This window comes from Kitasatospora sp. NPDC086801 (assembly GCF_044745805.1).
Classification (GTDB): Bacteria; Actinomycetota; Actinomycetes; order Streptomycetales; family Streptomycetaceae; genus Kitasatospora.
In genome coordinates this window covers 187189-206919 of the sequence record NZ_JBIVAX010000002.1, presented here as the reverse complement: position 1 = coordinate 206919, position 19731 = coordinate 187189, and the positions used below count along the sequence as shown (strand labels likewise).

The following is a 19731-nucleotide window of genomic DNA, read 5'->3' as shown; positions in this document are numbered from 1 at the left end:
GGAACCACCCAAGGAGCGCTTCCCATGGCAGAGCAGGCCGCACCCGCCACCGCCCGTGAATGGCACCTCGCCGCCCGCCCCCAGGGCTGGCCGGTGCCGACCGACTTCGCCCTGGTCGAGGCCCCGGTCCGGACCCCGGGCCCGGGCGAGATCCTGGTCCGCAACGCCTTCCTCTCGGTGGACCCGTACATGCGGGGCCGGATGAACGACGTGCCCTCCTACGCCCCGCCGTTCCGGCTCGGCGAGGTCATGGAGGGCGGCGCGGTCGGTTACGTGGTCGCCTCCGGGGCCGAGGGCTTCGCCCCGGGCGACGCCGTGCTGCACGGCCTCGGCTGGCGCGAGTACGCCACCCTGGACGCCCGCCACGCGGTCAAGGTCGACCCGGCCGCCGCGCCGCTCTCCGCCTACCTCGGCGTGCTCGGCATGCCCGGCCTGACCGCCTACGCCGGGCTGCTCGCCGTCGGCGGCCTCAAGGAGGGCGACAGGGTCTTCGTCTCCGGTGCGGCCGGCGCGGTCGGCAGCATGGTCGGCCAGATCGCCAAGCTCAAGGGCGCCTCGCTGGTGGTCGGTTCGGCCGGCTCGGCGGAGAAGGTCGCCAAGCTGGTGGACGTCTACGGCTACGACGCCGCCTTCAACTACAAGGACGCCCCGGTCCGCGAGCAGCTGGCGCAGGCCGCCCCGGACGGCATCGACCTCTACTTCGACAACGTCGGCGGCGACCACCTGGAGGCGGCGATCGGCTCGCTCACCGTGCACGGCCGTGCGGTGCTCTGCGGCGCGATCGCCCAGTACAACGACACCACCGCCCCCGCGGGCCCGCGCAACCTGGCGCTCGCGATCGGCAAGCGGCTGCGCCTGGAGGGCATGCTGGTCGGCGACCACGCGGCGCTGCAGGCGCAGTTCGTGACCGACGTGGCCGGCTGGCTGAAGTCCGGCGAACTGCGCAGCGAGGAGACCGTGGTGGACGGCTTCGAGCACACCGCGGACGCCTTCCTCGACCTGCTGCGCGGCGTCAACACCGGCAAGATGGTGGTCCGCCTGGACGGCTGACCCAGCGTCAGGAAGCTGACCGCCCCGCCGCCCCCACCGGGCGTGCGGGGCGGTTTGCGTACGGGCGCGGGGGAACCGGTCGCACTACCGCATTCCGGCCGGATCCGAAAGTGCGTCATCCACGGTGCGGGGCGGCGCGGTACGGTGGGTCCCGCCTGGCGTTGGGGCCGTTCGGGGGAGAGATCCGGCCGAGGGGTAGACCTCGTTGAGGATTCGACTAGCATTGAGCGAAAGCCTGTCCGTTTTGCTCAATTTAGTAGCTTAATGTCGGCTAACGTGGGTAACTGTGGATCAACTGCAGGCACGAGGCAGCTGGGGAAGGCGACCCTCGTCCACAGCCTGGAGGTCCCGGTGACGACACGTGGAGTTCTCTACATCCACTCCGCGCCCCGCGCGCTGTGCCCGCACGTCGAGTGGGCCGTCGCGGGGGTGCTCGGTGTGCGGGTGAGCCTGGACTGGATCCGCCAGCCGGCCGCGCCCGGACACTGGCGTGCCGAGCTTTCCTGGCAAGGGGAGCCCGGTACGGCCTCGAAGCTCGCCTCCGCGCTGCGCGGCTGGCAGCTGATGCGGTACGAGGTCACCAGCGAGCCCTGCGCCACGGCGGAGGGGGAGCGGTACAGCAGCACGCCCTCGCTCGGCATCTTCCACGCCGTCACGGGCATCCACGGCGACATCCTGATCCCCGAGGACCGGCTGCGCGCCGTCCTGCTGCGGGCCCGCAGCGAGGGGGCCGACCTGGAGGCCGAGATCTCCCGGCTGCTGGGCAAGCCGTGGGACGACGAGCTGGAGCCGTTCCGGTACGCGGGCGAAGGGGCACCGGTGCGCTGGCTGCACCAGGTGGTCTGAGCCCTCGGGTCACGACGTACGAGAGGGGCCGGCGCTCACGGCGAGCGCCGGCCCCTCTCGGTGCGTTCCGGGACGGTGCGTTCCCGGCCGGTGTGCTGCGGGCCGGTGCGTTCCGACTACCGGGAGCGGAAGGCCAGCACCACGTTGTGGCCGCCGAAGCCGAACGAGTTGTTCAGCGCCGCGATCCGGCCCTCGGGCAGCTTGCGGGCCTCGCCGCGCACGATGTCCGCGTCCACGTCGTCGTCCAGCTCGTCGACGTTGATGGTCGGCGGGGCGATCCGGTGGTACAGGGCCAGCACGGTGGCGACGGTCTCGATGCCGCCGGCGCCGCCCAGCAGGTGACCGGTCATCGACTTGGTGGCCGAGATGGCGATGTGGTCGAGGTCGTCGCCGAGCTCCTTGCGCAGGGCCTTCAACTCGGCGGTGTCACCCTGCGGGGTCGAGGTGGCGTGCGCGTTGACGTGCACGATCTCGGCCTTGTCCAGGGCGTTGCGCTCGAACAGGTCGGCCAGCGCGCGGGCCACGCCGGCACCGGTCGGCTCGGGCTGGGCGATGTGGTGGGCGTCCGAGGACAGGCCCTGGCCCACGGCCTCGCAGTAGATCCGGGCGCCGCGCGCCTCGGCGTGCTCGACCGACTCCAGCACGACCACGCCGGCGCCCTCGCCCAGCACGAAGCCGTCCCGGCCCTTGTCGTACGGGCGGGAGACGCGCTCGGGATCGTCGCTGCTCTTGGACATCGCCATCATGTTGGCGAACGCGGCGATCGGCAGCGGGTGGATCGCCGCCTCGGTACCGCCGGCGATCACGACGTCGGCGCGGCCGGTGCGGATCATCTCGATCGCGTAGCCGATCGCCTCGGCGCCGGAGGCGCAGGCGGAGACGGGGGTGTGCACACCCGCGCGGGCGCCGACCTCCAGACCGACGTTGGCCGCCGGGGAGTTGGGCATCAGCATCGGGACGGTGTGCGGGGAGACCTTGCGGGCGCCCTTCTCCTTCAGCACGTCGTACTGGTCGAGCAGGGTGGTCACGCCGCCGATGCCGGAGGCGATGACGGCGCCGAGGCGCTCGGGGGCGAGCTTGGAGGAGTCGTCGGTGGCCGGCGTCTCGTAGCCGGCGTCGGCCCACGCCTCGCGGGCGGCGATCAGCGCGAACTGGGCCGAGCGGTCCAGCTTGCGGGCCAGCGGTCGGGGGAGGATCTCGCCCGGCTCGACGGCCGTGCGGGCGGCGATCTTGACGGGCAGCTCGGCGGCCCACTCCTCGGTCAGGGCCGCCACTCCGGAGCGCCCGGCGACCAGGTTCTCCCAGGTGGTGGCGGCGTCGCCGCCCAGCGGCGTGAAGGCGCCGATACCCGTGACGACCACGGTACGGTTTTCAGCGGTCACTGGTTCTTCTTCTCTCACGATCGTGCGGGGTCGGCGGCGAGCCGAGGAAGGGCCCGGCCGGGCGCCCGGTGGGGCGTCCCGGCCGGCGGGTCGGCCAGGCTCGGGGAGCCGGGCCGACGAGTCAGCCGTCCGAGGCGTCGAGAACGCCGGACGTGCTGGACGGATCGAACGGGTCGATCGGTCAGGCGGTGGCGTTGGTGAGGATGTAGTTCACCGCGTCGCCGACGGTCTTCAGGTTCTTGACCTCGTCGTCCGGGATCTTGACGTCGAAGCGCTCCTCGGCGGCCACGACGACCTCGACCATGGACAGCGAGTCGACGTCCAGGTCGTCCGTGAAGGACTTGTCCTCCTGGACGTCCTCGGTCGGGATACCGGCGATCTCGTTGACGATCTCGGCGAGACCTTCCAGGACCTCGGCCTTGTCCTTAGCCATACTGGCTGCTCCTCTTCGGTGTTGAACGCGTCCGACCGGTGGCCGGACGCAGGCTTTGCGGAATGGGTGGGGCGAAACGCGCCTAGGGGAGCGTAACGACTGCCGCGGCGTACACGAGACCCGCCCCGAACCCGATGATCAGCGCGAGGTCGCCGCTCCTGGCCTCGCCGCTCTCCAGCATGCGCTCCATCGCCAGCGGGATGGAGGCCGCGGAGGTGTTGCCGGTCTCGGCGATGTCGCGGGCGACCGGCACCGAGTCGGGCAGCTTGAGCGCCTTGATCATGGCGTCGGTGATGCGCATGTTGGCCTGGTGCGGGATGAACGCGCCGAGCTGGTCGGCGGTGACCCCGGCGGCGTCCAGCGCCTGCTGGGCCACCTTGGCCATCTCCCAGACCGCCCAGCGGAAGACCGGCTGGCCGTCCATCCGCAGGGCCGGCCACTTGGTCTCCTCGCCCACGCCGTTGACGGCGTCGGGCTTGGCGAAGGCGGTGTCCCAGGCCTGGGTCTGCGAGATGACCTCGGACTGCGAGCCGTCCGAGCCCCAGATCAGCTTGCCGATACCGGGCGTGTCGGACGGGCCGACGACCGCCGCGCCGGCGCCGTCGCCGAAGATGAACGCGGTCGAGCGGTCCGACTGGTCGGTCAGGTCGCTGAGCCGCTCGACGCCGATCACCAGCACGTACTCGGCGCTGCCGCCGCGGATCATGCCGTCGGCCAGGCCCAGGCCGTAGCCGAAGCCGGCGCAGGCGGCCGAGATGTCGAAGGCCGGGGCGGTGCCGCAGCCGAGCCGCTCGGCGATCTCGGTGGCGATCGCCGGGGTCTGCTTGAGGTGCGAGACGGTCGCGACGATCACGCCGCCGATCTGGTCCGGGGTGATCCCGGCCTGGGCGATGGCCTTGCCGGAGGCCTGCACCGACATCTCGGCGACGCTCTCCTCCGGGCCGGCCCAGCGGCGCTCGGCGATCCCGCTGCGGGTACGGATCCACTCGTCCGAGGAGTCGATCCACTCCAGCACCTCGGCGTTGGGGATCACCCGGACCGGGCGGTAGCCGCCCACGCCGAGGATGCGCGCGTACTGCGCTCCCTCGGACGGGCGGATCTGCGGCTTCGTCATGCCTGGGTCTCCTGATCCTGACCGCCGTGCTCCGCGACGAGCGCGCGGGCCTTGTCCAGGTCGGCGGGGGTCTTGAGGGCAAGCGTCGCCACACCCTTGAGGTTGCGCTTGACCAGTCCGGTGAGGGTGCCCGCGGGGGACAGCTCGATGACGGCGGTCGCACCCAGCTGCCCGAGGGTCTCCATGCAGAGGTCCCAGCGGACCGGGTTGGAGACCTGCGACACCAGGCGGGTGAGCACCTCGGCGCCGGAGGCCACGACCTCGCCGTCCTTGTTGGAGACGTAGCGGACCTGCGGGTCGGCCACGGTCAGCGTCGGGGCCAGCGCGGCCAGCCGCTCGACACCCGGGGCCATGTGCTCGGTGTGGAAGGCGCCGGCCACCTTGAGGGCGACCAGCTTGGCGCCGGCCGGCGGGTCCGCCTTCAGCGTCTCCAGCTGGGCCAGCGTGCCGGCGGCGACGATCTGGCCGCCGCCGTTGTTGTTGGCCGCGGTCAGGCCGTGCTCGGCCAGCTTCGCCGCGACGACCTCCGGGTCGCCGCCGAGCACGGCGATCATGCCGGTCTCGGTGACGGCGGCGGCCGCGGCCATGGCCTGGCCGCGCTCGCGGACGAAGGCCAGCGCGTCGTGCGCGCTCAGCACCCCGGCGCCGGCGGCGGCGGTGATCTCGCCGACGCTGTGGCCGGCCACGGCGCCGACCAGCTTGCGGGCGACGTCCTCGTCCGGGAACAGCTCACGGGCGGTCATCAGGCCGGCCGCGACGAGCAGCGGCTGGGCGACGGCGGTGTCCTTGATCTCCTCTGCGGAGGCCTCGGTCCCGGCGTGCACCAGGTCGAGCCCGGCGACCTCCGACCAGCCGCGCAGGCGGTCGGTGACACCGTCCAGCTCCAGCCAGGGGCTGAGGAAACCGGGGGACTGGGCACCCTGTCCAGGGGCGACGATTACGAGCACGGTTCAACCCTCTCTCGCCAGGCGCCCAGGGGCGGGTAGGCGACGGTAACGAAGAAAACCATCCGGGATTGTAAGGTCCCTACAGGCGGTTCAGCTCGACTCCCCGGCCGCGGTGAGTCGGCCGAGGGCGAGTGCGATCCGCAGCGTGAACGCCGAACGCACGTCGGACGGGGCGTACCCCGTGACGTCGGTCACACGTCGTAGCCGGTAGCGCACCGTGTTGGGGTGGACGAAGAGCATCCGGGCGGCGCCCTCCAGCGAGGAGGCCTGCTCCAGGTAGACGCTCAGCGTCTCCAGCAGCGCCGAGCCGGCTTCGTCCAGCGGTGTGTAGATCTCCTCCACCAACTGGCGGCGGGCGGCCTGGTCGCCGGCCAGCGCCCGCTCGGGCAGCAGGTCGTCGGCCAGCACCGGGCGGGGCGCGTCCGGCCAGGCGGCGCAGGCGCGCAGGCCGGCCGCGGCGGCGTGCGCCGAGCGGGTCGCCGAGAGCAGGTCCGGCACGGTCGGGCCGACCACCACCGGGCCCGGGGCGAACTGGCCGATCAGCGCCCGGGCCGCGTGCACCGGCTCCTTGTCGCCGCCGACCACGACCACCAGGCGCTTGCCCAGCACCCCGGTCAGTACGTGCAGCTTGGCGTACCGGGCGGCCCGGCGGATCGCCTCGACCACCAGCTCGCTGTCGCCGTCCGGGGCACTGCCCATCACCACCCGGACCTGGCTGGGCTGGCCCCAGCCGAGCGCCGCGGCCCGGGACAGCACGCCCTCGTCCGCGTCGCCGGACAGCAGCGAGTTGACCACCAGCGCCTCCAGCCGGGCGTCCCAGGCGCCGCGGGCCTCGGCCGCCTGGGCGTACACCTGGGCGGTCGCGAAGGCGATCTCCCGGGCGTAGACCAGCACCGACTCGCGCATGTCCGCCTCGTCGCCGGGGGCGGCCACCTCCTCGATGGCCTCCTCCATCACCTCGATCGTGGTGCGGATCAGCTCGACGGTCTGGCGCAGCGTGATCGCCCTGGTCAGCTCGCGCGGGGCGGTGCCGAAGACGTCCGTGGAGATCGCCTGGGCGGCGTCCGGGTGGCGGTACCACTCGGTGAAGGCGGCGATACCGGCCTGCGCGACCAGGCCGATCCAGGAGCGGTGCTCCGGCGGCATCCGCCGGTACCAGCCGAGTTGGTCGTCCATCCGGGAGATCGCGGCGGTGGCCAGCTTGCCCGAGGACTTCTCCAGCCGCTTGAGCGTCGCGGCCCGGCGCTCGGCCCGCTCGGCGGCGACTCTGCGCTCCTGCGCGGTCAGGCGGGGCGCCGCCCGGCCGGGGCGGTCGCGGCCGGCCCTGGGGGCCGGGCTCTTCCCGGTCGGCTCGGCTGTGGGACTGGGTTCGCTCTTGGAGTTCGCGGAAGCGGCTGGCACAAGGACAAGACTGCCTCACGTGAGTGACTGCTCGTGCACACCCCCCGGTGCAGCGGCACGGTGGTGCCGGTCACACCCACTACCGTGGGGCCCGTGACAGACGACGCCGCCCGCCCCCGCGCCGACCTGCGCCGCACCGCCGAGCGCTACCTCTCCACCCCGGCCGAGGGCGTCGAGACCCGACACGCGTTCTCCTTCTCCGGCCACTACGACCCGAAGAACACGCACTTCGGCGCGCTGCTCGCGTGCAACGAGGAACTCCTCGCCCCCGGCGCCGGGTACGAGGAGCACAAGCACCGCGACACCGAGATCCTCACCTGGGTGCTGGAGGGCGCGCTGGCGCACCGGGACTCCCAGGGGCACGGCGGGGTGGTCCGCCCGGGGATGATCCAGCACCTCGGCGCGGGCTCCGGCGTCACCCACACCGAGCGCAACGTCGGCGGGGCCGCCGGGCCGGTCCGCTTCGTCCAGATGTGGCTCCAGCCGGACGTGTTCGACGCACCCCCGGCGTACGGGCTGCGCAAGGTGGAACCGGCCGACGGCGGGTTGACGCTGCTCGCCTCCGGGCTGGAGCGGGACGCCGGGACGGACGCCCTGCGGCTGCGCCGCGGCGACGCCGCGCTCTGGCTGGCGACGGCGGGGCCGTGGCAGCCACTGCCCGCACTGCCCGGGGCCGCCTGGCGGTACGCGCACCTGACCGCCGGCTCGCTCGGCTACCGGACGATCCCGGGGCCCAAGGGCGGCGGCCGCTCGATGGCCCCGGGCGACAGCGTGCGGATCACCGGCGACGCCTTCGCCGACCCGACGGCCGGCGAGACCGGCGCCGAACTCCTGCTCTGGGAGATGCACTCGCCGGTCTCGTACGGCTAGGGGCTGTCCTTTCAGCCTTCGAGTCGTTCAGCTGTTCAGTTCGGCCAGGACCGCGTCCGAGAAGGCCGGCCAGACCTCGGCGGCCCACGGGCCGAAGTCCCGGTCGGCGAGCGCGACGCAGGCCACGCCGGCCTCCGGGTCGACCCACAGGAAGGTGCCGGACTGGCCGAAGTGGCCGAAGGTGGCGGGCGAGTTGGCGGTGCCCGTCCAGTGCGGGGCCTTGCCGTCGCGGATCTCGAAGCCGAGACCCCAGTCGTTCGGGCGGCGGTGGCCGTAGCCGGGCAGCACGCCGCTGGTGCCCGGGAAGGCGACCTCGCGGGTGGCCCGCCGGACGGTGGACGGGTCCAGCAGCTTCGGGGACTGCAGTTCGGCGGCGAACCGGACCAGGTCCGCGAGGGTGGACAGGCCGCCGGCGCCGGCCGGGGACTTGTGCGCGGTGTTCAGCAGGGTGTCGTGCATGCCCAGCGGCTCGAACACCGCCTCGGCGACGTACCGGGAGAACTCGATCCCGGCGGCGTCGGACAGGGCCCGCGCCAGCGCGTCGAAGCCCGCGTTGGAGTACAGCCGGCGGTTGCCGGGCTCGGCGAACACCCGGTCCTCGTCGAAGCCCAGGCCGGAGGTGTGCGCGAGCAGGTGGCGGACGGTCGAGCCGGCCGGCCCGGCCGGGTCGTCCAGCTCGAAGACGCCCTCCTCGACCGCGACCAGCACCGCGTACGAGGTGAGCAGCTTGGTCACCGACGCCAGCGGGAACAGGTGCTGCTGCGGCCCGTACGTGCCCAGCACCGCGCCGTCCGCCCCCCGGACCACCGCCGCCGCGGCGTGGGGCACCGGCCAGTTCTCGATCATCCGCAAGCTCTCCATGCGCCCGACTCTAACGAAGGGCCGAAAACGGGTGGCGGGAGCACCCGGGTGGGAAGCTTGCTTGGAGTGCACTCCAACTCGATAGCGTCGTCGTCACCGCTCACCACAGGGGGTAACCGATCATGGCCACGCTCGCACCCGTCCAGCTCGACCTGCGGACCTGCGCCGACGTGTACCACCGCCCGGTCGGCGATCCGGACCGGACTCCGCGGCACACCATCAGCGAGGTCGCCGTGGCCAGCGGACTCACCGCCCACACCCTGCGCTGGTACGAGCGGATCGGCCTGCTCGACCCGGTCGACCGCTCCGCCAGCGGCCAGCGCCGCTACTGCGACGCCGACCTGCACCGGCTGGCCTTCCTGGGCCGGCTGCGGCTGACCGGCATGCCGATCGCCGACATGCTCCGCTACGTGGAGCTGGCCCGCGAGGGTGAGCGGACCTACGAGGCACGGCGCCAACTGCTGGTCCACCAGCGCGAGGAGGTCCGCCAGCGGGTCGCCGACCTCCAGGCCACCCTCGCCGTCCTCGACTACAAGATCGACCTGTACTCCGGCCGGATCGCCGCGTCCGACGAACCGGCCGTCTGCCGCCACGAGTAGCCACCATCAGCACGCCGCACGCGGAGTACACCGCAGCGGAGTGCACCGCACGCAGAGGAAGAAGCAGAGCGATGACCGTCTCCGTCCTCCCCACCGTCCAACTCGGCACCGACGGCCCGTTCGTGGGCGTCCAGGGCCTCGGCTGCATGGGCATGAGCGACTTCTACGGCCCGACCGACCGGCCCGAGGCGCTCGCCACCCTGGACGCCGCCCTGGAAGCCGGCGTCACCCTGTTCGACACCGCCGACGCCTACGGCTTCGGCCGCAACGAGGAGCTGATCGGCCCCTTCGTCCGCGCCAACCGCGACCGGGTGGTGCTCGCCACCAAGTTCGCCCTCGAACGCAGGGAGGACGACCCGAGCTACCGCGGCATCCGCAACGACCCGGCGTACATCCGGGCTGCCGTGGACGCCTCGTTGCGGCGCCTCGGGGTGGACGAGATCGACCTCTACTACATGCACCGCCGCGACCCGGCCGTGCCGCTGGCCGACTCGGTCGGCACCATGGCCGAGCTGGTCCGGGCCGGCAAGGTGCGCCGACTGGGACTGTCCGAGGTGACGGGCGCCGAACTGCGGGAGGCGCACGCGATCCACCCGATCGCCGCGCTGCAGTCCGAGTGGTCGGTGTTCGCCCGGGACGTCGAGCGCACGGCGGTGCCGGCCGCGGCCGAACTGGGCGTCGCCTTCGTGCCGTACTCGCCGCTCGGCCGGGGCTTCCTGACCGGGGCGTTCCAGGCCGCCGAGCAGCTCGCGGCGGACGACGTCCGGCGCACCCAGCCGCGCTTCACCGGCGCCAACGCGGCGGCCAACGCCGAACTCCTGGCGCCGCTGCGGGAGATCGCGACGGCCCGCGGGGTGACCCTCGCGCAGGTCGCGCTGGCCTGGGTGCACCAGCGGGCCGAGGTGCACGGGCTCACCGTCGTGCCGATCCCCGGCACCCGCAAGCGCAGCCGGCTCGCCGAGAACACCGCGGCCGCCACGCTGCGGCTCACCGCCGAGGAACTGGCCCGGCTGGAGCCGGTGGCGGGCGAGGTCGCCGGGGACCGCTACCCGGACATGCGCCTCACCCAGGTCGGCCGGGAGTAGCGGCGGCCGGGGAGCGGCCGCCCGGGCCGCTCCCCCTCCCGTCCCGGGTGCCTTCTCAGACCTCCCGGCCGAGCCAGGCGGCCAGCCGGGTGTGCACGTCGGCGTCCGGGGCGACCGGCCGCACCTCGGCGAACGGGACCGGCCCGCCGCGGCGCTCGGCCGACAGGACGGCCTCGGCGACGGCCAGCGCGGCGTGCGCCAGGGCGCCGTCCAGCGGCTGCTCGGAGCCGAGCGCCCGGGCGATGTCCCAGGTGTGCGCGACCACCTCCATCAGGTAGCCGCCGACTGCGATCCGGCCGGGCACCACGCCCCAGGGCGCGTGGGTCGGGCGGTCCAGCGCGGCGTCGTCCGCCCAGGCCGCGACGGCCCGGGCGCGGGCCCGGTCCAGCGCGCCCGGCCAGGCGTCGTCCGCCAGGTCCCCGGTGGCCGGGGCGACGTCCTCGGCCCGGCCGCCCTCGCCGAGGTAGGCGAACCGGTGGACGCCGCCGACCACGTGGCTCAGCAGCTCCCGCAGCGTGAACGCGCTGCACGGAGTGGGCCGGCCGAGGGCGTCCGGGGTGATCTCGGCGAACAGCTTCTCCAACTGGCCGAGGGCGAGCAGGTACTGCGGGCGGGCGTCCTGGACGGAGGTCACGTGGAATCAGCTCCCAGAGGTGGTGCGGGCTTTCGGGCTCGAACGGCAATCTCCCAGTAAAACCTGACAACCGCCGTCAGGATTGCTGGGATTCTGCTGCCATGAAGGCCGACCGCCTGCTCTCGATCCTGCTCCTGCTCCAGACCCGCGGCCGGGTGCCCGCCACCGAACTGGCCGGGCGCCTGGAGGTGTCCGTCCGCACCATCTACCGCGATGTGGAGTCGCTCTCCGCCGCCGGCGTGCCGGTGTTCACCGAACGCGGCCGGCACGGCGGCATCAGTCTGCTGCCCGGTTACCGCACCGACGTCACCGGACTGACCGCGGACGAGGCCCGGGCGCTGTTCGTGCTCTCCGCCCAGGGCGCGCACAGCGACCTCGGGCTGGACGGCGCGCTCGGCTCGGCGCTGCGCAAGGTGATGGCCGCGCTGCCGGCCCCGCACCGCCCGGCCGCCGAGCGGATCACCGAGCGGATCCTGGTCGACCCGGCCCGCTGGTTGCAGAGCGGTCCGGCGGCCGGCGCCGCGGCCGGCCCCGAGCTGGGCGAGCTGCAGTACGCGGTGTTCGCCGACCGGCGGCTGCGGCTGCGCTACCGGCACAGCGGCACGCCCGCGCCGGTGGAGTACACCGTCGATCCGTACGGGCTGGTGAGCAAGGCCGCGGTCTGGTACCTGGTGGCCGATCTGCACGGCGAGCCCCGGCTGTTCCGGGCCGACCGGGTGCTGGCCGCCGAGACCACCGACGAGGCGGTGCGCCGGCGCCCCGGGGTGGGGCTGGGGGACGCCTGGGCGGTGCTGCGCGAGCAGGTGGAGCGGCTGCCGAAGGAACTGCCGGTCCGGGTGCGGGTGCGGCGCGGGCGGCTGGACATGTTCGTCCGCATCCACGGCGGCCGGGTCACCGCGCCGCCGCCGGAGGCGGGCGCCGGGCCGGCCGAGGAGTGGGTCGAGGTGGCGATGGTCTTCCCGTCGCCGGCGGCCGTCCGCTCACTGCTCGCCTTCGGTGCGGACGCCGAGGTGCTGAACCCGCCCGCGGCCCGCCGCGAGCTGGCCCGGGCGGCGGCGGACGCCCTGCGCCTCTACCAGGAGCCCGTCCGGGACTAGGGCCCGTCCGCGTCTCGCCGGGCGGCTAGGGGTTCGGGGTGGGCCGGACGACGTCCTGGTAGTGGCCGAGCGAGATCGCCGCGAAGTTGTGCAGACTGTCGGTGCCCTCGGTGAAGTAGCCGTTGTGGCCGGCCGCGCGGGCCGAGGAGATCTGCTCGGCGCCGAAGCCGCCGGCGGTCGGGTCGGCGCCGTGGCCGAGGCCGCCGACCTCCAGGTACGGGACGTTGCCGATCCAGTCGGTGGGGTTGCGGGTGGCCCAGACGTGCACGCCGGTGCCCAGTTCGCTGGTGCTCTGCACGCCCATGCCGGGGCTGCCGAACACCATCAGGTCGGTGATCCCGGAGGTGTCGGAGGGCGAGGCGGCCGCGCGCGGGATCTCGGGGGCGGCGTTGCCGCAGACCACGGAGCCGTACGAGTGGCAGAGCAGTGCCGGGGGCGCGTCCGGCCGGGTGGTCTCCTTGAGCCCGGCGAGCAGCCGTTGCAGCCGGGGCGCGCCGACGTCGGCGAGCCGGGAGGTGACGGCGTCCGGGCCGAGGCCGGACGGGGTGACGTAGCCGGTCCAGGCGATCACCGCGGTGCGGGTGTTCGGCGCCTGGTGCTGCTCCTCGGCGTAGAGGGCGCGGGCCATGCCGGCCGGGGAGCGCAGCGGTTCGGCGGCCTGGTCGAAGTGGCCGAGGTCGGCGTCCGAGCCGGGGACGACGACGGAGATCCGCTCGGCGTCGGCGAGGTCGCCCCACACCTCGCTGATCAGGCCGCGGCCGCGCGGGTCGAAGGCGAGGATCTGCCGGTCGGGGCTGAGCAGGTGCTCGACGTCGTTGGCGCGGGAGACGGCCAGCTCGCGGTCGTCGGCGTCGAGCTTGTGGTCGGCGGCGCGGGCCCGGGCGCGGTCGCGTTCGGCGGCCAGCGCGATCTTGTTGGCGCGGTAGCGCAGGTCCAGCGGGGCGCCGTCGAAGTTGCCGACGACCAGCGGGTAGTCCTGGATCAGCCGGTCCAGCTCGGTGGGGGCGAGCGAGGCGAAGAACGCGGCGGCGGCGGCCGGGCTGGTGGTGGCCGGGTCGGGCAGGGTGCGGCCGAAGGTGTGGTCCTGGACCCAGGCGGCGCTGCCGGCCGGGGGTGTGGAGATCGCCAGCTGCTCGGTGGAGGCGGCCGCCTGGGCCGCCGCGGCGCCGGCGTCGGCGAGCACGGCACAGCCCGCGAACGCCCCGATCAGTACCCGCTTCCAGCGCCGACGGTTGCGCACCGCACCAACTCCCTTAGGGCCCGTCACCGTTTCTCGGGCGGTGCCCGGAGGGTGCGATAAGACTGCCTACTTCCCTGCGCAAGCGTAGGGTGCCCCGGGAGGTGACGCGCCCGCCCAAACTGTGGGATGGATCACATGAACCGGCGGTGTCGTTTCAGCGTCACAGAGTGGCCCGCACGTCGAATTCCCGCACCATCCGCTTGGGCGCCGTGCGCCGCCAGGCCTCGACGACGAGGTCGCGCAGTTCCTCCGGATCGACCAGGTCCAGCCGGACGCTCACCCAGCCGTGCCGCCCGACGTACGGCGCGCTGGAGAACACCTCGGGCTCGGCGGCGAGCAGTTCGGTCTGGTCCTCGGGGGAGGCCTTGACGGTGACGGACCGGCCCCCGGGCGCGCCCATCGCGAAGATCCGGCCGCGGATCCGCAGGGTCTCGATCTCCCAGGTCGGCTCCTGTGCGGCCTCCGGCAGGGCGAGCGCCATCGCGCGGAACTCCTCGAACGTCACCATGCCCGCAGCGTAGGGCAGGGGGCCGACAGCGCGCGGCCCGGGCAGGGGGCTCGGAGGGGCGCGGACCGATCGGTCCGCGCCCCTCCGAGCATCACCCTCCGGCGCAGGTCACACCATGCCCAGCGCGTACGCGGCGAACAGCGCCGCACCCGCCGCGGCCAGCGCCTTCCCGGCCCGGGAGAAGGCCGTCCACGGCCCGTCGAACCGTCGGGTGAACCACCCGATCGCCACCAGCACGGCTCCGAACAGCGGAAGCAGCGCGAGCCGGGCGGCCACCCAGCCGAGCGAGTCCGGCGCGGTGGTCAGCCCCGGCACGGCACCCAGGCCCGCCGCGCCGGGCACCGCGACCGCGAGCATCGCGCTCTGGTGCCAGCAGAAGATCGTCATCGCCGAGAGGTTGACCACCACCACCGGCAGCCACAGCAGCGGACGGCGGGTCAGCAGCCGGCCCAGCCGCTCCCGCAGCAGCACCGCGGCGCCGCACTGCGTCGCCGCCAGGGCCAGCACCAGCAGGGACGGCGGGTGCGAGTTGGTCCGCTCCATCCCGGGCACCCCGACCATGCTGGCCGGGTAGTGGAACGCCAGCAGCAGCGTGGCGAACAGCGCGCCGCCGCCGACCAGCAGCACCCGGGCCACCGGGCGGCCCAGCCGGCCCTGCGCCCACAGCACGCCCAGCTGGTAGCCGAACAGCCAGCCCGGCAGGATGTTCAGCAGCCCGACCCAGGACGGCACCGCCTCCGCCCACGGCCCGTACCGCAGCAGGTCGACCGCGGCGACGGCGGCCACCAGGACGCCCGCCGACCAGCCGCCCAGCCGGCGCCCGGCCGCCACGCACAGCGGGGTGAGCGCGGTCAGCCCCAGGTAGACCGCGATGTACCAGAGCGGCTGCACCACCAGCGTCGCGCCGGTCCGCACGGTGTCCCCGGGGACGCCGAGCGCGGGCAGCAGTGCGATCAGCAGCGCCCAGACGGCCGTCACCCCCAGCACCGGGCGCAGCAGCCGCACCGACCGGCCGCGCAGCCAGCCCAGGTACGTCACGCCCTTGGTCCGGGCCCGCTCCAGCGACCGGACCGAGGAGTGGCCGCCGACCAGGAAGAACACCCCGAGCATCTGGAGCACCCAGCTGATCGGGGCGAGGCCGCCGAGCGAGGAGAGCGGGCTCGCGTTGTGCAGGGCGCCGTCGGCGGAGAGCGTGAAGCCGCCGAGCAGCCAGTGCCCGACCGGCACGGCGAGCAGGGCGAGGGCGCGCAGCCCGTCCAGGGCGCGGTCGCGGGTCTCGGGGGTGCGGGCGTCGACCTGGTGGGCGGCGCGGCGCAGGGCGGTCAGCGGGTGGGCCATGGCGGTGCTCCTTTCGGTGAGGAGGTCAGCGGTCGGCGGTCAGCGGCCGAGTGCGATGGCGGCGAAGGCGGTGAGCGAGGCGGTGCCGGGGGCGAAGTAGCCGGCGTGGCCCTCGGATCCGGTGGCGGGCAGCGGGTGGGCGCCGAAGCCGGGTGCGGTCGGGTCGGCGCCGTGGCCGAGGCCGAGCACCGAGACGTAGGGGACCCGGCCGATCCAGTCGGAGTCGTTGCGGGCGGTGGCCCAGAGCGGGACGCGTGGGTCGAGGTCGGCGGCCGAGCCGACGCCCATCCCGGGCGAGCCGAGGACGACCACGCCGGACGCCTGGTCGGGCCCGGGGCGGGCCAGCCCGCAGACCACCGAGCCGTAGCTGTGGCAGAACACCGTGGCGGGGGCCTGCGGGCGGGTGCTGACGGCGAGTCCGTCGAGCAGCCGGGTGAGCCGCTTGGCCCCGGCCCGGGCGAGGTCCTCGGTGGCGGCGTCCAGGCCGATCCCGACCGGGGTGGTGTAGCCGGCCCAGGCGATCACGGCGGTCTGCCGGTCGGTGGCCTGGTGGAGCGAGCGGGCCATGCCGGCGGGGGTGCCGTACGAGCCCGGGGAGCGGTCGAAGTTCTCCAGGTCGTTGTCCGAGCCGGGGACGACGACGGCGGTGTGGCGGGCGGTGGCGAGGTCGCCGAAGACCTCGGCGACCTCGCCGCGGCCGCGCGGGTCGAAGACGAGGATCCGGCGGTCGCCGTCCAGCAGGGCGCGGTAGCGCTCGGCGCGGTCGCGGGCCTGCTCGTGGTCCTGCGGGGTGAGCGCCGGGTCGGTGGCCCGGGCGAGTTCGCGACTGCGCTCGGCCGTGAGGGCCAACGTGTTGGCCCGGTACCGGAGTTGGACCGGGGTGCCGTCCAGGTTGCCGACCACCAGCGGGTGCCGGACGGCCAGCGCGTCCTGCTGCGAGGGCGTCAACCCGGCGAAGAACGCGGCGACTTCGGCCGGGGTGGCGGTGGCCGGGTCGGGCAGGCGGACGCCGAGCGCGGTGTCGGTCACCCAGGCGGCGCTGCCCGGCGGTGGGCCGGTGACGGCCTGTTGGGCTTCCGCGGAGAAGCCGCCGAGACCGAGCACCGCGGCCAGCACCACCGTGCTGGCCGCGATCGCTCTCCTGACCCGAAACTTCCCCATGTCCGGCCCCTCCCTTGTCCGTTCGACTTCGACGGAGAGGAAGGTAGAAATGCGACGGCCCCGCGGACGTCACACCGCGGGGCCAACTCCCGGGTGCTACCGGGGTACTACTCGGGGTGTCGCTCGGGGTACCGCGGGGGGTGCCGCCCGGGTGGAGCCGCCGGGGTCACTGACCTGGCGTCACTGGCCCGGCGTCATTGAACCGGCGTCACTGGCCCGGCGTCACGAGGCCGGACTCGTAGGCGAGGACGACGGCCTGGGCGCGGTCGCGCAGGTCGAGCTTGGCGAGGATGCGCCCGATGTGGGTCTTGACGGTCTGTTCGGCCAGGACCAGCCGGCCGGCGATCTCCTGGTTGGACAGGCCGCGGGCGATCAGCTCCAGCACCTCGGTCTCGCGCGGGGTCAGGCCGTTGAGCCGCAGTTTGGGGTCGCGCCGCCGGGCCGGCCGGTTGCGGGCGAAGTCCTCGATCAGCCGACGGGTCACCGAGGGGGCGAGCAGCGCCTCGCCGGCCGAGACCACCCGGACCGCGGAGATCAGGTCGGCCGGCGGGGCGTCCTTGAGCAGGAAGCCGCTGGCCCCGGCGCGCAGCGCCTCGTACACGTAGTCGTCCACGTCGAAGGTGGTCAGCATCATCACCTTGGGCCGGTGCGCGCCGGGTACGGCCGGGTCGAGCAGCCGACGGGCGGCCTCCAGGCCGTCCATGACGGGCATCCGGACGTCCATCAGCACCAGGTCCGGGTGGGTGCGGCCGCTCACCTCCAGGGCCTGCGCGCCGTCCGCCGCGTCCCCCACCACGTCGATGTCGCTCTGGGCGTTGAGCAGGGCGGCGAAGCCGGCCCGCACCATGGCCTGGTCGTCGACGATGATCACGCGGATGGTCATGCGGGCTTCTCCCGGGGGTTTTCGAGGGGCAGGACGGCGGCGACCTTGTAGCCGCCGTCCGGCATCGGGCCGGTCTCCAGCCTGCCACCGACCAGCCGGGCGCGTTCCCGCATTCCGATCAGTCCCTGCCCGGTGCCCTCCATGGAGGCCTCCAACGACTCGGTGTGCTGCGGCGGGGGCGTGTTCACCACGGTCAGCAGCAGGGTGGGGCCCTCGTCGACCAGGGAGATCCGGGCCCGCGAACCGGGCGCGTGGCGCACCACGTTGGCCAGCGCCTCCTGCACGATCCGGTACGCGGACAGGCCGACCGCCTTCGGTACCGCCTCGGCCAGCCCCGGATCCACCGTGAGCTCGGCCGGGACCCCGGCCCGCCCCACCGTCTCGATCAGCTGCGGCAGCTGCTCGATGCCGGGCTGCGGCACCTTCTCGGCGGCGGACTCCTCGCTGCGCAGCACGCCCAGCAGCCGGCGCATCTCGGCCAGCGACTCGCGGGCGGTGCCGGCGATGGCGGTGAACTCCTCGGTGGCCTCGGCCGGTACGCCGGTGATCCGGTACGGCGCGCTGGCCGCCTGCACGGCGATCACCGACATGTGGTGGGCCACCACGTCGTGCAGTTCCCGCGCGATCCGGGCGCGCTCCTCCAGCAGGGTGCGCCGCTCGCGTTCGGCCTCGCTGATGTGCTCCTGTTCGGCGAGCAGCCGGCGGGCCTCGGCGCGGTCCCGGACGGCCCAGCCGAGCAGCAGGGCGGCGCCGCCGAGGGCGACCAGCAGCATGGTGGTGCCGTCGTCGGCGTGCGGGAAGCCGAGCGTGGTGGTGAGGAGGGTGAGCAGGATCGTGGCGATCCAGACCGCGATCAGGGTGGACCGGCTCTCCCGCAGCGCGAGCGCGATCAGCAGGAAGACGTACGCCAGGATCATCGGCGCCGTCCACGGCCAGGTGCCGCCGAACTGGTGGTGCCGGGCGGTGATGGAGGCCGTGGTGACGAGGGCGGCCGCGCTGATCCACCAGGCGGCCAGCGGCCGGGTGATGGCGAGCAGCAGCGGCGCGGTCTGGGCGACGGTGAGCGCGCCGGCGATGGGCACGGCGACGCCGTAGAAGTCGACCAGGGCGACGATCCCGGTGGGGATCAGCGAGGCCTGCATGATCAGCGCGACGACGTACGGCAGCCGCCGCAGCCACGCCCGGGGCGAGTCCCCGAGCAGCGGGGCGTACCCGCCGGTCGGGGTGGTGAGGTGGTGCCGGAGCGAGCGGAGCAGCCGGAGTGTCTGCGCGCGGACTTCGGTCGTGGTGATCGTGTTCATCGCGGGCCAGCCTAGGAGGGTGCCGTCCGCCCGTCGTCGCACTGGGGTCGAACATCGGAGTGCTACCGGGGTAGGGGGTGATACCCGGGTGCTACGGCGGGCGGCACCGTTGCGGGGCCGGGAGCGGTGCCCGCGGTACTACGGCGGGCCGGTGCTACCTCGGGCCGGTGCGCCAGTGGCCGGCCAGGGCCGGGCCGAGCTGGTCGAAGTGGCGCTCGATGACGGCGACCATGCCCTCGGGCCCGGCGGGCTCCTGGTCGGGGGTCCAGGACAGGTGGGCGGCGCGCAGCACGCTGCCGAAGACGGCGGCGAGCACGCTGGGGCGCAGGTCCTCGGCCGGGTCGAGGCCCTCGCGCTCGGCGAGCACCCGGACGACCACCCGTTCCTGTTCGGTGACCCGGCGCAGGTGGGTGGCGAGCAGGGTGGGGGTCTCCTCGATCATCCGCATCAGTTCCAGGGCGGTGGTGATCGAGCGGGGGCCGGTGCGCTGTTCGGCGCCGAGTTCGCGCCAGGACTGGACGATCGCGGCGCGCAGGGCCTGGAGCGGGGACTCGTGGGCCGGGCGGCGGCACAGGCACTCGATGAAGTAGTCCTCGGCGTCGGCCATCACGGCGAGCGCAACCTCGTCCTTGTTGGCGAAGTAGCGGAAGAAGGTGCGCTGGGAGACCTCGACGGCGGAGGCGATCTCGTCGACGGTGGTGCCGGCGAAGCCCTGGCCGAGGAAGAGCACGTGGGCGGCCTGGACGAGGGCGTCCCTGGTCTGCTGCTTCTTGCGCTCGCGCAGCCCTGGCAGCCGTTCGGGGGTGACCGGGGCGGCGGTGGGGGTGGGGGTGCGAGCGGCCATGGCGGGGCCTTCCGAGCGCGTGCGGGCGGGGTGAGGAGCCCAACCTTAGCGCTCTGACAAATGTCAGCCAGGGTCAGAAGTCAGTGTTTGCCGAATGTCAGTGGCTGACATAATCTGCCGGAAGTGGCGTTCGCCGG

At 73.9% G+C, this 19731-nt stretch carries 20 protein-coding genes; 6 read left to right on the top strand and 14 right to left on the bottom strand.

The window, feature by feature from the left end; genetic code table 11:
- Positions 1-24 precede the first annotated feature (24 nt).
- Together ACIPLC_RS04300 and ACIPLC_RS04295 are read left to right on the top strand one after the other, a co-directional pair.
- On the top strand, positions 25-1050 hold the full coding sequence (locus tag ACIPLC_RS04300; RefSeq protein WP_400470949.1) for an NADP-dependent oxidoreductase: 1026 nt from the start codon (positions 25-27) through the stop codon (positions 1048-1050).
- Positions 1051-1401: 351 nt separating this feature from the next.
- Positions 1402-1896 carry a DUF3145 domain-containing protein gene (locus ACIPLC_RS04295; protein WP_218197899.1) on the top strand — a complete coding sequence of 165 codons (495 nt, stop codon included), beginning with the start codon at positions 1402-1404 and terminating at the stop codon, positions 1894-1896.
- A gap of 116 nt (positions 1897-2012) precedes the next feature.
- Here the strand turns inward: ACIPLC_RS04295 and fabF are convergent, their stop codons facing one another.
- The 5 genes from fabF to ACIPLC_RS04270 all read right to left on the bottom strand — a co-directional run bounded on the left by fabF (position 2013) and on the right by ACIPLC_RS04270 (position 7059).
- Positions 2013-3278, bottom strand: a complete 1266-nt coding sequence (gene fabF, locus ACIPLC_RS04290; protein ID WP_400470947.1) for a beta-ketoacyl-ACP synthase II — start codon at positions 3276-3278, stop codon at positions 2013-2015.
- Positions 3279-3459: 181 nt separating this feature from the next.
- On the bottom strand, positions 3460-3711 hold the full coding sequence (locus ACIPLC_RS04285) for an acyl carrier protein (protein WP_363620356.1): 252 nt from the start codon (positions 3709-3711) through the stop codon (positions 3460-3462).
- An 82-nt stretch (positions 3712-3793) separates the two neighbouring features.
- Entirely contained in the window at positions 3794-4825 is a 1032-nt protein-coding gene (locus ACIPLC_RS04280; protein ID WP_400470945.1) for a beta-ketoacyl-ACP synthase III, read from the bottom strand.
- Positions 4822-5772 (bottom strand): ACP S-malonyltransferase, encoded by a 951-nt coding sequence (locus tag ACIPLC_RS04275; protein WP_400470943.1) that lies wholly within the window; start codon positions 5770-5772, stop codon positions 4822-4824. The genes ACIPLC_RS04280 and ACIPLC_RS04275 overlap by 4 nt, the downstream gene beginning before the upstream one ends.
- A 90-nt stretch (positions 5773-5862) precedes the next feature.
- Complete coding sequence (locus tag ACIPLC_RS04270; protein ID WP_400471239.1) at positions 5863-7059, bottom strand: PucR family transcriptional regulator; 1197 nt, start codon at positions 7057-7059, stop codon at positions 5863-5865.
- A gap of 207 nt (positions 7060-7266) precedes the next feature.
- On the opposite strand from ACIPLC_RS04270, the gene ACIPLC_RS04265 reads away from it, so the two are divergent.
- Positions 7267-8043: a pirin family protein gene (locus ACIPLC_RS04265; protein ID WP_400470941.1), complete on the top strand. Its 777-nt coding sequence runs from the start codon at positions 7267-7269 to the stop codon at positions 8041-8043.
- Positions 8044-8070: 27 nt separating this feature from the next.
- Here the strand turns inward: ACIPLC_RS04265 and ACIPLC_RS04260 are convergent, their stop codons facing one another.
- Positions 8071-8904, bottom strand: coding sequence for a serine hydrolase domain-containing protein (locus ACIPLC_RS04260; RefSeq protein ID WP_400470939.1), 834 nt, complete (start codon positions 8902-8904; stop codon positions 8071-8073).
- 122 nt (positions 8905-9026) lie between these two features.
- Here ACIPLC_RS04260 and ACIPLC_RS04255 point away from each other — a divergent pair, with 122 nt between their 5' ends.
- Both ACIPLC_RS04255 and ACIPLC_RS04250 read left to right on the top strand, forming a co-directional pair.
- Positions 9027-9503 (top strand): MerR family transcriptional regulator, encoded by a 477-nt coding sequence (locus tag ACIPLC_RS04255; protein WP_400470937.1) that lies wholly within the window; start codon positions 9027-9029, stop codon positions 9501-9503.
- Positions 9504-9574: 71 nt separating this feature from the next.
- The gene (locus ACIPLC_RS04250; RefSeq protein WP_400470935.1) at positions 9575-10588 is read left to right on the top strand and encodes an aldo/keto reductase; all 1014 of its coding nucleotides are present in this window, start codon (positions 9575-9577) and stop codon (positions 10586-10588) included.
- Positions 10589-10643: 55 nt separating this feature from the next.
- Here ACIPLC_RS04250 and ACIPLC_RS04245 read toward each other — a convergent pair whose 3' ends face one another.
- Positions 10644-11222, bottom strand: a complete 579-nt coding sequence (locus ACIPLC_RS04245; protein ID WP_400470933.1) for a TIGR03086 family metal-binding protein — start codon at positions 11220-11222, stop codon at positions 10644-10646.
- A gap of 101 nt (positions 11223-11323) precedes the next feature.
- Between ACIPLC_RS04245 and ACIPLC_RS04240 the strand changes: the two genes are divergently transcribed.
- Positions 11324-12319 carry a helix-turn-helix transcriptional regulator gene (locus ACIPLC_RS04240; protein WP_400470932.1) on the top strand — a complete coding sequence of 332 codons (996 nt, stop codon included), beginning with the start codon at positions 11324-11326 and terminating at the stop codon, positions 12317-12319.
- A gap of 25 nt (positions 12320-12344) precedes the next feature.
- Here ACIPLC_RS04240 and ACIPLC_RS04235 read toward each other — a convergent pair whose 3' ends face one another.
- From ACIPLC_RS04235 to ACIPLC_RS04205, 7 genes are all read right to left on the bottom strand, one after another.
- The gene (locus ACIPLC_RS04235) at positions 12345-13559 is read right to left on the bottom strand and encodes an alpha/beta hydrolase (RefSeq protein ID WP_400470930.1); all 1215 of its coding nucleotides are present in this window, start codon (positions 13557-13559) and stop codon (positions 12345-12347) included.
- 160 nt (positions 13560-13719) lie between these two features.
- Positions 13720-14067 carry an MmcQ/YjbR family DNA-binding protein gene (locus ACIPLC_RS04230; RefSeq protein WP_400470928.1) on the bottom strand — a complete coding sequence of 116 codons (348 nt, stop codon included), beginning with the start codon at positions 14065-14067 and terminating at the stop codon, positions 13720-13722.
- 108 nt (positions 14068-14175) lie between these two features.
- Entirely contained in the window at positions 14176-15405 is a 1230-nt protein-coding gene (locus ACIPLC_RS04225) for an acyltransferase (protein ID WP_400470926.1), read from the bottom strand.
- A gap of 39 nt (positions 15406-15444) precedes the next feature.
- On the bottom strand, positions 15445-16566 hold the full coding sequence (locus ACIPLC_RS04220; RefSeq protein WP_400470924.1) for an alpha/beta hydrolase: 1122 nt from the start codon (positions 16564-16566) through the stop codon (positions 15445-15447).
- Positions 16567-16774: 208 nt separating this feature from the next.
- A complete protein-coding gene (locus ACIPLC_RS04215) occupies positions 16775-17449 on the bottom strand; it encodes a response regulator transcription factor (RefSeq protein ID WP_063347446.1) in 675 nt (224 codons plus the stop codon).
- Positions 17446-18750: a sensor histidine kinase gene (locus ACIPLC_RS04210; protein WP_400470922.1), complete on the bottom strand. Its 1305-nt coding sequence runs from the start codon at positions 18748-18750 to the stop codon at positions 17446-17448. The genes ACIPLC_RS04215 and ACIPLC_RS04210 overlap by 4 nt, the downstream gene beginning before the upstream one ends.
- 154 nt (positions 18751-18904) lie before the next feature.
- Positions 18905-19594, bottom strand: coding sequence for a TetR/AcrR family transcriptional regulator (locus ACIPLC_RS04205; protein ID WP_400470920.1), 690 nt, complete (start codon positions 19592-19594; stop codon positions 18905-18907).
- Positions 19595-19731 lie beyond the last annotated feature (137 nt).

Bases quoted from the DNA above. Each gene is read 5' to 3' on its own strand.
- ACIPLC_RS04250 (WP_400470935.1), top strand. From the start codon at position 9,575: ATGACCGTCTCCGTCCTCCCCACCGTCCAACTCGGCACCGACGGCCCG.
- ACIPLC_RS04300 (WP_400470949.1), top strand. From the start codon at position 25: ATGGCAGAGCAGGCCGCACCCGCCACCGCCCGTGAATGGCACCTCGCC.
- ACIPLC_RS04255 (WP_400470937.1), top strand. From the start codon at position 9,027: ATGGCCACGCTCGCACCCGTCCAGCTCGACCTGCGGACCTGCGCCGAC.
- ACIPLC_RS04230 (WP_400470928.1), bottom strand. From the start codon at position 14,067: ATGGTGACGTTCGAGGAGTTCCGCGCGATGGCGCTCGCCCTGCCGGAG.
- ACIPLC_RS04260 (WP_400470939.1), bottom strand. From the start codon at position 8,904: ATGGAGAGCTTGCGGATGATCGAGAACTGGCCGGTGCCCCACGCCGCG.
- ACIPLC_RS04225 (WP_400470926.1), bottom strand. From the start codon at position 15,405: ATGGCCCACCCGCTGACCGCCCTGCGCCGCGCCGCCCACCAGGTCGAC.
- ACIPLC_RS04205 (WP_400470920.1), bottom strand. From the start codon at position 19,594: ATGGCCGCTCGCACCCCCACCCCCACCGCCGCCCCGGTCACCCCCGAA.
- ACIPLC_RS04285 (WP_363620356.1), bottom strand. From the start codon at position 3,711: ATGGCTAAGGACAAGGCCGAGGTCCTGGAAGGTCTCGCCGAGATCGTC.
- ACIPLC_RS04215 (WP_063347446.1), bottom strand. From the start codon at position 17,449: ATGACCATCCGCGTGATCATCGTCGACGACCAGGCCATGGTGCGGGCC.
- ACIPLC_RS04280 (WP_400470945.1), bottom strand. From the start codon at position 4,825: ATGACGAAGCCGCAGATCCGCCCGTCCGAGGGAGCGCAGTACGCGCGC.
- ACIPLC_RS04220 (WP_400470924.1), bottom strand. From the start codon at position 16,566: ATGGGGAAGTTTCGGGTCAGGAGAGCGATCGCGGCCAGCACGGTGGTG.
- ACIPLC_RS04210 (WP_400470922.1), bottom strand. From the start codon at position 18,750: ATGAACACGATCACCACGACCGAAGTCCGCGCGCAGACACTCCGGCTG.
- ACIPLC_RS04240 (WP_400470932.1), top strand. From the start codon at position 11,324: ATGAAGGCCGACCGCCTGCTCTCGATCCTGCTCCTGCTCCAGACCCGC.